General features: G+C 65.3%; 10 protein-coding genes. 3 read left to right on the forward strand and 7 right to left on the reverse strand.

All coding sequences use genetic code 11. The features are described 5' to 3' along the window. Positions 1–59: 59 nt before the first annotated feature. The 3 genes from ACIA48_RS24270 to glpX all read right to left on the reverse strand — a co-directional run bounded on the left by ACIA48_RS24270 (position 60) and on the right by glpX (position 5388). On the reverse strand, positions 60–2819 hold the full coding sequence (locus ACIA48_RS24270) for an AAA family ATPase (RefSeq protein WP_396737567.1): 2760 nt from the start codon (positions 2817–2819) through the stop codon (positions 60–62). 100 nt (positions 2820–2919) lie between these two features. Then, positions 2920–4329, reverse strand: coding sequence for a class II fumarate hydratase (locus ACIA48_RS24275; RefSeq protein WP_396737570.1), 1410 nt, complete (start codon positions 4327–4329; stop codon positions 2920–2922). A 30-nt stretch (positions 4330–4359) separates the two neighbouring features. Beyond that, on the reverse strand, positions 4360–5388 hold the full coding sequence (gene glpX / locus ACIA48_RS24280) for a class II fructose-bisphosphatase (protein ID WP_396737573.1): 1029 nt from the start codon (positions 5386–5388) through the stop codon (positions 4360–4362). 54 nt (positions 5389–5442) lie between these two features. Here glpX and ACIA48_RS24285 point away from each other — a divergent pair, with 54 nt between their 5' ends. Further along, positions 5443–6090 (forward strand): DUF4245 domain-containing protein, encoded by a 648-nt coding sequence (locus ACIA48_RS24285; protein WP_396737575.1) that lies wholly within the window; start codon positions 5443–5445, stop codon positions 6088–6090. Positions 6091–6113: 23 nt separating this feature from the next. Further along, complete coding sequence (locus ACIA48_RS24290; protein WP_396737578.1) at positions 6114–6911, forward strand: dienelactone hydrolase family protein; 798 nt, start codon at positions 6114–6116, stop codon at positions 6909–6911. Here ACIA48_RS24290 and ACIA48_RS24295 read toward each other — a convergent pair. Genes ACIA48_RS24295 through ACIA48_RS24305 form a run of 3 tightly spaced genes read right to left on the reverse strand, consistent with a single transcriptional unit; the run spans position 6892 to position 9719 of the window. Beyond that, entirely contained in the window at positions 6892–8112 is a 1221-nt protein-coding gene (locus ACIA48_RS24295; RefSeq protein ID WP_396737580.1) for an AI-2E family transporter, read from the reverse strand. The two genes, ACIA48_RS24290 and ACIA48_RS24295, sit on opposite strands and share 20 nt — an antisense overlap. Before the next feature lie 9 nt (positions 8113–8121). Further along, on the reverse strand, positions 8122–8949 hold the full coding sequence (locus ACIA48_RS24300; protein WP_396737583.1) for an SDR family oxidoreductase: 828 nt from the start codon (positions 8947–8949) through the stop codon (positions 8122–8124). Continuing rightward, positions 8946–9719 carry an SDR family NAD(P)-dependent oxidoreductase gene (locus ACIA48_RS24305; RefSeq protein WP_396737586.1) on the reverse strand — a complete coding sequence of 258 codons (774 nt, stop codon included), beginning with the start codon at positions 9717–9719 and terminating at the stop codon, positions 8946–8948. The genes ACIA48_RS24300 and ACIA48_RS24305 overlap by 4 nt, the downstream gene beginning before the upstream one ends. A 76-nt stretch (positions 9720–9795) precedes the next feature. Between ACIA48_RS24305 and ACIA48_RS24310 the strand changes: the two genes are divergently transcribed. Then, on the forward strand, positions 9796–10245 hold the full coding sequence (locus tag ACIA48_RS24310) for an SRPBCC family protein (protein WP_396738457.1): 450 nt from the start codon (positions 9796–9798) through the stop codon (positions 10243–10245). A 6-nt stretch (positions 10246–10251) separates the two neighbouring features. Here ACIA48_RS24310 and ACIA48_RS24315 read toward each other — a convergent pair whose 3' ends face one another. Beyond that, positions 10252–12573 (reverse strand): arylsulfatase, encoded by a 2322-nt coding sequence (locus tag ACIA48_RS24315; protein WP_396737588.1) that lies wholly within the window; start codon positions 12571–12573, stop codon positions 10252–10254. Positions 12574–12582: the final 9 nt, after the last annotated feature.

Here is a 12582-nt window from a genome sequence, read left to right on the forward strand (position 1 = left end):
TTGACGCTAATTCGTAGAACGGCGTTGGGGAATAGGGTGTTTCCCTATTTCTGATCGAGCTAGACCCGACCGATGTGGCGGCCCAGTTCCGCACGTGAGCGGATGCCGAGCTTGCGGTAGATCCGCGCCAAGTTGGCCTCGACGGTCTTGGGGCTGATGAACAAGGCGTTCGCGACGTCGCGGTTCTTCATGCCCGACGCGGCGAGCTCGGCAACGCGCTGTTCAGAGGGGGTGAGTTGGCCAGAGCCCTGCGGGCCGACGTTCGCGCGCGCCAGTTCGGCGCGGGTGCGGTCGGCCCACAGCGGGACGTTGTGCCGCTCGAAGATCTCCAGCGCAGCCTGCAGGGTTGCCGACGCCGACTCCTTCTTGCGCAGCCGACGTTCGAGCTGGCCGAGCAGCAGCAGGGTGCGGGCCCGATCGAAGGGCATCGCCACCCGCTGGTGTTGCGTCATCGCCCGCTGCGCCGCGGCGTACGCACCGTCGAGGTCACCCATCGCCGCCAGCAGCATGCTTCGGCCCCGGGCGCCGACCGCGGACATCCAGGCGCGGTCGAACCGACGGCCATTACGTTCGAGCGCCTCGATCAGCGGCGCGGCTTCTCCCGATCTGCCCAACTGCACCAGGGCCTCGATGGCATCCGGCAGGAAGGTGGCGCCGGGCAGTTCGGTAGGAGTCGAGTCGGGATCAAAGGCTGACAGCAGCGGGGTGACCGCGGTGACCGCGTCCGCGTACCTGCCCAGTGACACCTCCAGGAATACCAGGGCGGAAAGCAGTCGCTCCCCGAGCCGGAAAGTTCCTGCCCGCCTGCCGATCTCGAGTCCGGCGGCAATGGTGCGCCGCGCCTCCGCCTCCTGGCCGGCGAACACGGTCAATGGTCCGCGCATGCTGTGAGCCAGGAACAGAGGCGTACCGCCGCTGAGCTGACGGGCACGTTCCATCGCGTCTTCTGCGACCAGGTTGGCGTTGACGAAGTCGCCGGCCCACACCGCGCTCATCACGACGTGCTGGGCTATGAAGACGTATTCGCCCTCCTCACCCTTCTCCATGCAGCGCAGCCGGATCGCTTCCAGCGCTTTCCGCGCCGCCGCCAGCTCACCGGTCCATTCCAGCAGCAGGGCCTGCTGCATCCTGGGCCGAAAAACCAAGGGCGTAAAGGCGTTCTCGTCCTCGAGCTCCAGCGCGCGCTGGAGGCTCACGTCGTCGAAGCCCTCGCCGGCCACGAAGCCCAACATGACCCGCATACCGATGGCGAGGCTGAGCAGGTGCGGCTGGCCAAGTCGCTCGGCATCGTCGACCGCCTGGCTGGCGATGTCCTTCCCTTCACTGACCTGGTTCGCGTGCATCAGTGAGTACGCCAGGGTGATCAGCACCTGCACGCGCAGCGGACTGTCGCCGTCGGCATCGTCGAGTGCCTGCTGCAGCACTGTCGTGGCCTCGAAGAATCCCTCGGTGTAGAGGCGTACAACAGCCAAGCGGCACAACGCTTCTGCACGCAGATCGCCGGGCGGCAGCCGGTCCACGGTTTCCTGCAACATCGACGTCGCTCGGTCATGATCGCCGGCGTCGAAGTGATTCAGCGCCGAGCGGAGGCGGCGTTCAGGCGCATCACCGCCAAGGCCGATGGCCAGGTCCGTGAGTTCGGCGGCGGCCTCGGGTGCGCCGCGCGCACGCGCCGACTCGGCAGCCCTGTCGAGCGCACGCAGCGTCACGTCGTCGCCTCGGGTCGCCGCCAGCGCCAGATGCCTTGCGCGCAGCTCGGTCTCGTCGACGATCCCGGCGAGGCGACGGTGCATAGCCCTGCGGCTCGCGGGTAGTGCCTCGGTGTAGACGCCCCTGGCCAGCAAAGGGTGCGTGAAATGGATACGGTTGCCGTCGATGGAGATGAGGCCTTTGCCCTCAGCGATTTCGAGTAAATCGATCAGCTGATCGGCATCGCCGATCGTTGCCCTCGACACCATTTCGACCGTCGGCGCCGCCAGGCACGACGCCGCCAGCAGCGCTTCGTGCACGTCGGGGTCGAGACCGCCGAGGCGGTTGCGGACGACATCGTTGAGCGTTCGCGGCAGCGACGCCGCCGTGGTTCGAAGCGACCCTTCGTCCAGCGCCCGGGCCAATTCGATGGCATAGAAAGGATTTCCGCCGGAGACTTCGTAGATGCGTCCCATCGCAGGGCGCGAGAAGGGCCGTTGCAGCCGCGACGACACGGCGGTATGTAGTTCGCGAATACTCAACGGACTCAGACGAATACGGTTGAGTGCGTCGGGACATGGCAACTGCAGCCACGCCGTGCTCGCGCCGTCGCGGACGTCGGAACGCACACTGCCTAGAATTCCTACAGGCCCGGTGAGTCGCCGCGCGGCGAAGGCGATCACATGGACGCTGGACGGATCGAGCCACTGCAGATCGTCGATGGCCAACAGCACCGGGCCGGCTTCGGCGTATCGCTCGACGACCGCAAGGAACGCGGCCGCCACTGCGCGCTGGTCGGTTACCTCACCCGTGCCCGCCCGCAACAGCACCTGGTCGACGGCGAGCAGCTGTGGTGGCGGCAGGTCGGCCCACGTCCCCGGGTCGACGTCGTCGAGCATGTCGCCCAGGCCCGTGTACGCGAGGACGGATTCGGCCGCCGCGGCGCGTGTGGACAGCACCCGGAACCCACGTGCCGTCGCTTCTTCGATGGCGGACAGCCAGAGGGTGGTCTTGCCGATCCCCGGTTCGCCTTCGATCAGCAGCGCGGATGGCCCGACGGTCGTCGAGGTCAAGAACGCCTTGACCGCAGAGTCCTCCGTCGGACGGCCTGGTAGCCCAGCCTCCGGCATCCACAATCCCCGGCACGTAGACAAGTCAACAATCCCCTGCACCGCACAACGGCGATGACTTGGGGGCTATACCCGCTACGCAGCGTTTGTATGCATACCCTTAGCGCGACCCGTCCTTGACCTTCGCCATCGCCAGCACATCGAGGCGCTTGTCGAGTTCCTCGAGCGAGAGCTTGTCGCCGATCAGCCCGCGGTCGATCACGGTCTGACGGATGGTCTTCTTCTCCTTGAGTGCCTGCTTGGCCACCGCGGCGGCTTCTTCGTAACCGATCGCCGAGTTCAGCGGCGTCACGATCGACGGCGACGACTCGGCCAGCTCGCGGAGGCGATCCTCGTTGGCGACCAGGCCGTCGATACAGCGCTGCGCGAACAGCGTCGAGGAGTTGGTCAGGATCTTGAACGACTCGAGCAGGTTGCGCGCCATCATCGGGATGTACACGTTGAGCTCGAACGCACCGAAGGCTCCACCCCAGGCGATCGCGGCGTCGTTGCCGACCACCTGCGCGGCGACCTGGGTGATCGCCTCCGGGATAACCGGATTGACCTTGCCCGGCATGATCGAGCTGCCCGGCTGCAGGTCGGGGAGCTGAATCTCGCCGAGGCCGGTCAGCGGACCCGAGCCCATCCACCGGATGTCGTTGGCGATCTTAGTGAGCGACACCGCGGTGGTGCGCAGCGCGCCGGACGCTTCGACCAGTCCGTCACGGGCGGCCTGCGCCTCGAAATGGTTTGCGCAGACACGCAGTTCAGCCAGCCCGGTCTGCTCCTTCAACACGGCGACGACGCGCTCGTCGAAGTCGTCGGGGGCATTCAGACCGGTTCCCACCGCGGTCCCGCCGATGGCCAGCTCGCCCAAGCGCGGGAGCGTGGACTTCACCCGCTCGATCGATGCTTCGATCTGACGGGCATAGCCACTGAACTCCTGCCCCAGCGTCACCGGAACGGCGTCCATCAGGTGTGTGCGGCCGGACTTGACGACCGTGCGCCACTGGTGGGCCTTGGAGTCGAGCGACTCGTGGAGCACCTCGAGCGCCGGGATCAGGTGGCGAACCGCGGCTTCGGTGGCCGCGATGTGGGTGGCGGTGGGGAAGGTGTCGTTCGACGACTGCGACATGTTGACGTCGTCGTTCGGGTGCACCTTCACACCGTTGCGCTCGGCGATGCCCGCGATGACCTCGTTGGTGTTCATGTTCGAGCTTGTGCCCGAACCGGTTTGGAACACATCGATGGGGAACTGGTCGTCATGCAGGCCGTCGGCGATCTCACCGGCGGCGGCGATGATGGCGTCGGCCTTGTCGGAGTCCAGCAGGCCGAGGTCCTTGTTGACCTGTGCGCAGGCGCCCTTCAGCAGGCCCAGCGCACGGATCTGAGTGCGCTCGAGACCACGGCCGGAGATCGGAAAGTTCTCCACCGCGCGTTGCGTCTGAGCACGCCAGAGTGCGTTGATCGGCACCCGGACCTCGCCCATGGTGTCGTGCTCGATGCGGTACTCGACAGCGTCGTCGGACATTTGCTCCCTGTTCGTTGGTGTGTTGATCCTTTATGGCAGCGGGTAGAACGCGTTGCTGTCGCCGGTGAAATCGATCGCGGAGTATTCGTTGAGCTTGGAGAGGCGGTGGTAGGCCTCGATCATGCGCACGGTGCCGGACTTGCTGCGCATCACGATGGACTGGGTGGTGCAGCCGCCGCCGGAGTAACGCACACCCTGCAGCAGGTCCCCGTCAGTCACACCGGTGGCGCAGAAGAACACGTTCTCGCCGGACACCAGATCCTCGGTGGTGAGCACGCGGTTCAGGTCATAACCCCGGTCGATTGCCTTCTGCTTCTCGTCGTCATCGGTCGGTGCCAACACCGCCTGGATGGCGCCGCCCATACAGCGGATCGCCGCCGCGGCGATGATGCCCTCCGGGGTGCCGCCGATACCGAGCAGCATGTCGGTGCCCGAATTGGGCCGGCACGCCGAGATGGCGCCCGCGACGTCGCCGTCGGAGATCAGCCGGATCCGGGCCCCGGCGTCACGGACCTCGGCCATGAGTTCCTGGTGGCGCGGCCGGTCCAGGATGCAGACGGTGAGATCGGCGACGCTGGAATTCTTCACCTTGGCGACGCGGTTGATGTTCTCGGCGACCGGCACGGTGATGTCGATGACGTCGGCAGCGTCGGGACCGACGGCGATCTTGTTCATGTAGAAGACCGCCGACGGGTCGAACATGGCGCCCCGCTCGGCCACCGCGAGCACCGAGATGGCGTTCGGCATGCCCTTGCTCATCAGTGTGGTGCCGTCGACCGGGTCAACCGCGAAGTCGCACTCCGGTCCGTCACCGTTGCCGACCTCTTCGCCGTTGTAGAGCATCGGCGCGTTGTCCTTCTCGCCCTCGCCGATGACCACGACGCCGCGCATCGACACGCTGTTGACCAGCTCGCGCATGGCGTCGACGGCCGCCCCGTCGCCGCCCTCCTTGTCACCGCGGCCTACCCAGCGTCCTGCCGCCATCGCGCCGGCTTCGGTGACTCTGACGAGTTCAAGGGCGAGGTTACGGTCGGGTGCTTCACCGCGAGCGGGGGTCATGGGCAGATTGTCCCATTAGGCGCCCGCCCTTTGGGACCTGGGATACTGGCGACTATGACCACCCAGCCGCAGCCGGCTCCGAAGCCGGCGAAGTCGCGGTTGTTGCAGGACGGCCGGGACATGTTCTGGTCGATCGGACCGCTGATCGTGGCCTGCATCGTGCTGGCTGGAGTGCTGGGCATGTGCTCGTTTCAGGCCAGCGGGCCTGCCGAGGGCCCGGCACCCACCTATGACGCGCCCCGCGCGCTCCAGGCCGACGCCGACGCCCTCAAGATCCCGATACGGCTGCCGCAACTTCCCCAGGGATGGCAGCCGAACTCCGGCAGCAGAAACGGTATCGACGGTGGACGCACCGACCCGACGTCGGGGGAGAGCCTGCGCGCGGTTAGCTCGACCATCGGCTTTCTGGCGCCGAGCCACTTGTACGTGAGCCTGACGCAGAGCAACGCCGACGAGGACAAACTCGTCGCCTCGATGCGACCCGACATGCACCCGACGGGTGTCGAGGACGTCGACGGCGTGACGTGGGTCGTCTACGAAGGCGGCGACCGGGAAGGGCGGCCCGACGAGCCCCTCTGGACGGCGCGACTGAACGGCCCCACGGGACCGGCGCAGGTTGCATTGACCGGGGCGGCCACGACCGAAGAGTTCCGTACGCTGGCTGCGGCGACGCAGACCGCCTCGCCTTTGCCTGTTAAGTAGCTGCCTGCCCAATAGGAGACGCCATGACCGCGCCCGAAGCAGATCTGACCGGCTGGACCGTTTCGCCGTTCTCCGCCGCGGGCTATACCCATGACGTGTACCGCAGGGGCGAAGGTCCTGGCGTGGTGTTGATTCCGGAGATGCCCGGCGCCCATCCCGGTGTGTTCGCGCTGGGAAATCATCTGGTGGACAACGGGTTCACGGTCGCGATTCCGTCGTTGTTCGGCACTCCCGGAGCGCCGGCGATGCGTCCCGGTGCGGTCCCGGTCATGTTGCGTGGTTGTGTGGCCAAGGAATTCGCGGGTTTCGCCACGAATGCCGACCGTCCGGTCGCGCACTACCTGCGTGCGCTGGCCCGTGACCTCAACGAGATGACGCCGGGCAAGGGTGTCGGGGTCATCGGCCAGTGCTTCACCGGTGGGTTTGCGCTCGCAGCGGCGGTCGACGACAGCGTGCTCGCGCCTGTTCTCAGCCAGCCTTCGCTGCCGTTTCCGTTGACGCCGAAGCAGCGGCGCGACCCGGGCCTGTCTGAAGCCGAGCTGAAAATTGTCGAACGGCGTGCGGCCAACGAAGGATTGTGCGCGTTGGGGTTGCGGTTCAGTGAGGACCCGCTGGTGCCCGCCGAACGGTTCAAGACACTCAAAGACCGGCTGGGCGATGCGTTCGAGGTCATCGAGCTCAACTCGAAGAAGGGCAATGAGCACGGCTTCGGGAAGATGGCGCATTCGGTGCTGACGCTGGAGCGCCGTGTGCAGGAGGGTCACCCCACCGACGACGTGATGAAGCGCGTCATCGAGTTCTTCAATCAGCGCTTGACGTAGCTTTCGGCTGCGCCTCGTCCTCAGCGTTGTCGGGCTCGTCCTCGCTCTTGGCCTCGTCGCGATTCTGCTTGATGCGGCGACCCAACCGCGCCAACGGGTTTCGCTTCTTGGGTTTGGTGTCCGTCTCGTCGGGTTCATCCATCGGCACACCCTTGTACACGGCCAGGTACACGCTGATCGTCGTGACGATGATGATCATCAGTACCGGACCGATCACGATGCCCCACGCACCGAACATCGCAATACCGGCGAACACCGCCAGCAGCATCAGCGCCGAGTCCAGGCGGGCGGCGCGCGGAACGAGTATCGGGCGCAGGAAGTTGTCGATGTTCGTCACCACGATGAGGTGGAACAGGATCACGAAGATGCCGCCCCACACGTTGCCGAACAGCACCATGCCGACGCCGAACGGAATCGTGATGATGCCGCTACCGAGCGGGATGACCGACAGTGCGGACAGCAGCACGGCGAACAGGAAGAAGCCCTGGTGGAATCCGGCGATGTAGATCGACGCGGCGCCGGCGACACCCTGGCAGACGGCGATGACGAACTGCCCCATGACGGTGCCCTTGACCATCGCGCCCATCTTCGACATGTAGAGATCGGTGATCTCCTCGCCGAGCGGGTTGAGTCGCCGGATGAGCAGCAGCACCTTGTCGCGATTGGTCAGCAGGGAGATGAACACGTACAGGAACAGGATCGCCGCGGTGATCGCGCCGAACGCACCGCCGGCCGCGCCTTGCAGCAAGCCGAGCAGCCACTTGCCCACTTCCTGCGCGACGGTCGTCATCGAACCCTGTAGCGACTCTGGAGTGATGTTGTAGTCGACGAACGGCACGCGGTCCAGGAGCTCGTTGGCCAACTTCAACGACCGATCGCCCAGGGCAGACAGGTCGGTGTGCTGAACCCAGACGGCGACCCGTTCGACCATCGTGGTGATCTGCACGACCGCGAGGAAGACGAACAGGCTCAGCGGGATGATCACGGCTGCGAACGCCGCCAGCAGGGTCAGCGTGGCCGACAGTCCCGCGCCGAGCTTCCTGTTGAGCCGCGTGTACAGCGGCTGAAACAAATAGGCCGCCACCGCGGCAACCACGATGAGAATGAAGTATCCACGCAGGAAGTACGCGCCGAAGAGGATCGCGATCACAGTCGCGATGGCCAGTGCACGCTTCTGTGTCAGCGTGAATTCGGTATTCACGCGCTATTTCTAACGGACTTTCGACCTCGCCTCGACCTGTTTGGCGCGTTGGCCCTGAATGAACCGCATCGACATGCGATTCAGCAATGTCGGCGCGACCCTGGCGAACAGCCATTGCAGGCGCGCGATCCGGGGCTTCACCAGGATCGCCTTGTTCTTTTCGATGGCGCGCAGGACGTCGCGCGCCAACCGGTCGGCGTCGTACGGCTTGCCGCCCTGGGTTTGCAAGAAGTAGTCACGGCCAACGAATCCGCCGATGGCACCCTTGTCGAGGATCGGTGTCTCGACGGCGGCCGGACACACCACGAGCACACCGACGCCGCGGGGAACTGCTTCGGAGCGCAACGCCATCGACAGCCCGACGACGGCATGTTTGGTTGTCACGTAACTGGTGATCTGTCCTGCCGCCGCAAGGCCGGCCATCGATGCGGTGTTGACGATGTGACCGTGGCCCTGGCGCAACATCACCGGGTAGGCCGCCGCGACGCCGTGGACGACGCCGCGCAGATTGATGTCGATGATCGCGTTCCACTGGTCCAGCGTCAGCAGTTCGGTGTCGCCGCCCCAACAGATTCCGGCGTTGTTGAACATCAAGTCGAGCCGTCCGGCGCGATCGACCACCTCGTCGACCGCGGACTGCACCGCGGCCGCGTCGGTGACGTCGAGTCGCGCCGCGCGTGCCCTGTCGCCCAATTGCGCTGCGGTACGCTCGGCGGCCTCGACGTCGATGTCGGTGCAAACCACATGTGCGCCCGCAGCTACCAGGGCACGGCACAACGCGGCGCCGATCCCCGATCCGGCTCCCGTGACTATGGCCTGCTTTCCCTTGAAACTCACTGCGCTTCAGCCAATTTCATCACATGCCCGAGCACGTCGGGATATTTCTTGAGGTGCGCGCCGCCGTTCAGGTCGAGCACTTCACCGGTCAGCCATGAGTTCTGCGGCGAGCACAGGAACACCACCGCGTTGGCGATCTCCTCCGGCTTCCCCGCACGCCCGATCGCAGTGTTCTCCGCGTAGTCCTCGACGAGGCCGGGGATGAGCGACGAGCCCGCCGTCAGCGGGGTGTCGACGAAGCCGGGCGCCACCGCATTGACGCGGATGCCGCGCGGTCCCCACTCCAGGGCGGCGACCTGGGTCAGCATCGAGAGCCCGGCTTTGGCCGAGCAGTAGGCGCTCATCCCGACGGCAGGTTGCCGCCCGTTGAGCGAGCTGATCGACACCAGCGACCCGCCTTCGCGCAGCTGCTGCCCGGCGTACTTGGCGACGATGAACGATCCGGTCAGGCAGACGTCGACAACGCCGCGGAACTCGTCGACCGACAGGTCGGTGATCAGGCCGAGGCTGCCGAAGCCCGCGCAGTTCACCACGACGTCGAGAGGCCCGATCTCGCTGAAGAGACGCTCCACCGAGGCCTCGTCGGTGACGTTCACCTCCGCCGCGGTGTGCGGCTCGCCCAGCTCGGCGGCCCGGTCCCGCGCGCCGTCGGCGTTGAGGTCGGCGACCGTGACGCGGCAGCCGTCGGCGACCAGCGCCTGCGCGGTGGCCCAGCCGATGCCGGACGCCCCGCCGATGACGACCGCCACCCGCTCACTACCGTTGCTCATCCCGTTGCCCTTTCGACGAAGTAGAACGTGTTCCAACTTAGCGCTTTGGCACACTCGACTCGTGGCCGAATTGAAGATGTCCGAGTCCGTGCGCGTCGCAGTGTCCCCGGACGAGCTGTATGCGCTGGTGTCCGACGTGACCCGGACGGGTGAATGGAGTCCGATCTGCCGGGAGTGCTGGTGGGACGAAGGTGCCGGTCCCGAGGTCGGCGCCTGGTTCACGGGGCGCAACGAAACCCCGGAGCGGACCTGGGAGACGCGTTCTCAGGTGGTGGCCGCCGAACCCGGCCGTGAGTTCGCGTGGGAGGTCAACAACGGCTGGGTGCACTGGGGCTACACGCTCGAACCCGAGGGTGACGGCACCCGTCTCACCGAGCACTGGGAGTTCTTGCCGAAGGGCATCGCCGGTTTTCACGAGCGGTGGGGAGCAGACGCGGAGAACCAGATCGAAATCCGCCGCGCGGCAGCCGAAAGCGGCATACCGGCGACTCTCGCAGCGATCAAAAAGACCGCCGAGAGGGAGTGACGTCGCTTAGTCGCGCGCGAGCGCTCCCGACGCCTCACGTTCGAGATCCAGGTACGCCTCGTCGCTGACGTCGATCGTCACGCTTCGGATGGTGCCGCCGGTGAAGGTGCCGGGATTGGCATAGTGCGCCGAGACGTTGTCGCCGCTGTCGAAGCCGACGCACAACCCGTCGCCGGACAGCGTGAACTTGCCGATCTGTGCCCGCATCGGACCCTTGGTGGCGACTTTGTCGTCGACGTAGAGCGTTGTCGTTCCATGTGATTCGCCGTAATCGCCCGCAGTCTCGCGGCTGAACTCCATGCCGAGTTTGTGCGCGCCGGGACTCAGTTCCTCTGAGACGAATTCCTGCTCGGGCTTGATGCCCAGGAAGTTGTAGACGTAATGCAGCTTGCGCTCCTTGATGAAGAGCGCATGGCCGCCGAATCGTGAGCCGTGCGCGAAGATTACCCCGTTCGCGTCGGCTTGGATCTCGACATCGGCGATGATCTTGTACGAACGGCCGCGAACGTTGACCGCCACGCCCTCGGGCACCGGTGCCGTTCCGGGGTAATACACATAGCGGTTCCGCGGCGGTTCGGACTGCGGGCGTTCGATCGTCAGCAGGTCGGTGGCCGAGCGGTCATCGAGGGGCAGAACGAAGTTCTTGTCGGCCTCCTCGAACCACACGTCGATCAGCGCCTTGAGCTTCTCTGGATGCTCCGCGGCGAGATCTTTTGACTCCGAACGGTCTTCGTCGACATGGTAGAGCTCCCAGCGGTCCTGGTCGAACTTGCCTGCCGAGCTGAGGGGTGCGTGGATGGCGGCGGCCTTCCAGCCGTCCTCCCAGATGCCGCGCGTTCCCAACATGGCGTAGTACTGCCGCTTCTTTGTGGTGGGAGCGTCAGCCTGGTCGAAGCTGTACCGCATCGACACACCGTCCAGCGGATGTTGTTCGACACCGCGGTAGGTGTCCGGCATCTCGAGCCCGACGACGTCGAGGATGGTCGCGACGACGTCGGTCGCGTGGTGATACTGCTGGCGCACTTCACCTTTGGCCTTGATGCCTGCGGGCCAGTGGATGACCATCGGGTCGCAGGTGCCGCCGGAGAACTGGGAGTAGCGCTTGAACATCTGGAAAGGTGTCGAGAACGCCACCGCCCATCCGGTGGGGTAGTGGTTGTAAGTGGCTGGAGTACCAAGCGTTTCGAGATACTGCATGTTCTCCGACAGTTCGTCGGGGTAGCCGTTGAAGAACTTGTTCTCGTTGACCGAACCGTTCGGTGATCCTTCTCCGGAGGCTCCGTTGTCGGCGCAGTAGAAGACCAGCGTGTTGTCGAGTTGTCCGGTCTGCTCGAGGTGGTCGATGATCCGTCCGACCTGTGCGTCGGTGTACTCCGAGAAACCGGCGAACACCTCGGCCATCCGTGAGAAGAGACGCTTCTCGTCATCGTTGAGACTGTCCCACGGCCGCACCGCATCTCCGGCCAGGGCGGCGTCGCCGGGCATCGGGTTTAGCGGCGTCATCGCGGTGCCCTCGGGCAGGATGCCCTTTTCGATCATGCGCGCCAGCACCCACTCGCGGTAAGCCTCGTACCCGTCGTCGAACATGCCCTTGTACTTCTCGGCGTATTCGGCGGGGCTGTGGTGCGGCGCGTGGTTGGCGCCGGGGCAGAACCACATGTACCAGGGCTTCGACGGATTGGTGGCCTGCTGGTCACGTAACATCCGCAGCGCTTGATCGGTGAGATCTTTCGAGAGGTGATAGCCCTCTTCGGGGCTGTACGGCTGCTCAATGAATCGATTGTCTTCGATCAGATCCGGATACCACTGATTGGTTTCGCCGCCGATGAATCCGTAGAAGCGATCGAACCCTTTTTGCAGCGGCCATTCGGACCTGCTGCCGCCGCTGGCGATGTCCTCCTCGGGGACATTGTGGTTCTTGCCGATCCAGAAGGTGGAATAGCCGTTGTCTTGAAGCACCTGGCCAAGAGTCGCGCACTCGGCCGGTATCCGAGCGGCAGCACCTGGAAACCCGTCGGAGCCTTCGACGATCGAGGCGGAGCGATTGACGTGATGGTTGCGGCCGGTCAGAAAGCAGGATCGCGTTGGCGAGCACAGCGCGGTGGTGTGCCATTGCGAGTACGTCAGCCCGCTGTCCGCCAAACGCTGGAGGGTCGGCATGTTGATTCGGCCGCCGAAGGGCGACCACGAGGCCATGCCGGTGTCGTCGTACAAGACCACCAGAACATTCGGCGCACCTTCAGGCGCACGCTTCAACGAGTATGGAGTCCAATCGGCCTTCGAGTCGCGGACGTCGAGCTTGATCTCACCGTAAAAATCCTCGTTCATCGATTTTTC

It is taken from the genome of Mycobacterium sp. NPDC051804, from assembly GCF_044452905.1.
Classification (GTDB): Bacteria; Actinomycetota; Actinomycetes; order Mycobacteriales; family Mycobacteriaceae; genus Mycobacterium.

Excerpts from the sequence above, each read along its gene's own strand:
- ACIA48_RS24270 (WP_396737567.1), bottom strand. The coding sequence starts at position 2,819 with ATGCCGGAGGCTGGGCTACCAGGCCGTCCGACGGAGGACTCTGCGGTC.
- ACIA48_RS24275 (WP_396737570.1), bottom strand. The coding sequence starts at position 4,329 with ATGTCCGACGACGCTGTCGAGTACCGCATCGAGCACGACACCATGGGC.
- glpX (WP_396737573.1), bottom strand. The coding sequence starts at position 5,388 with ATGACCCCCGCTCGCGGTGAAGCACCCGACCGTAACCTCGCCCTTGAA.
- ACIA48_RS24285 (WP_396737575.1), top strand. The coding sequence starts at position 5,443 with ATGACCACCCAGCCGCAGCCGGCTCCGAAGCCGGCGAAGTCGCGGTTG.
- ACIA48_RS24290 (WP_396737578.1), top strand. The coding sequence starts at position 6,114 with ATGACCGCGCCCGAAGCAGATCTGACCGGCTGGACCGTTTCGCCGTTC.
- ACIA48_RS24305 (WP_396737586.1), bottom strand. The coding sequence starts at position 9,719 with ATGAGCAACGGTAGTGAGCGGGTGGCGGTCGTCATCGGCGGGGCGTCC.
- ACIA48_RS24310 (WP_396738457.1), top strand. The coding sequence starts at position 9,796 with ATGTCCGAGTCCGTGCGCGTCGCAGTGTCCCCGGACGAGCTGTATGCG.
- ACIA48_RS24315 (WP_396737588.1), bottom strand. The coding sequence starts at position 12,573 with ATGAACGAGGATTTTTACGGTGAGATCAAGCTCGACGTCCGCGACTCG.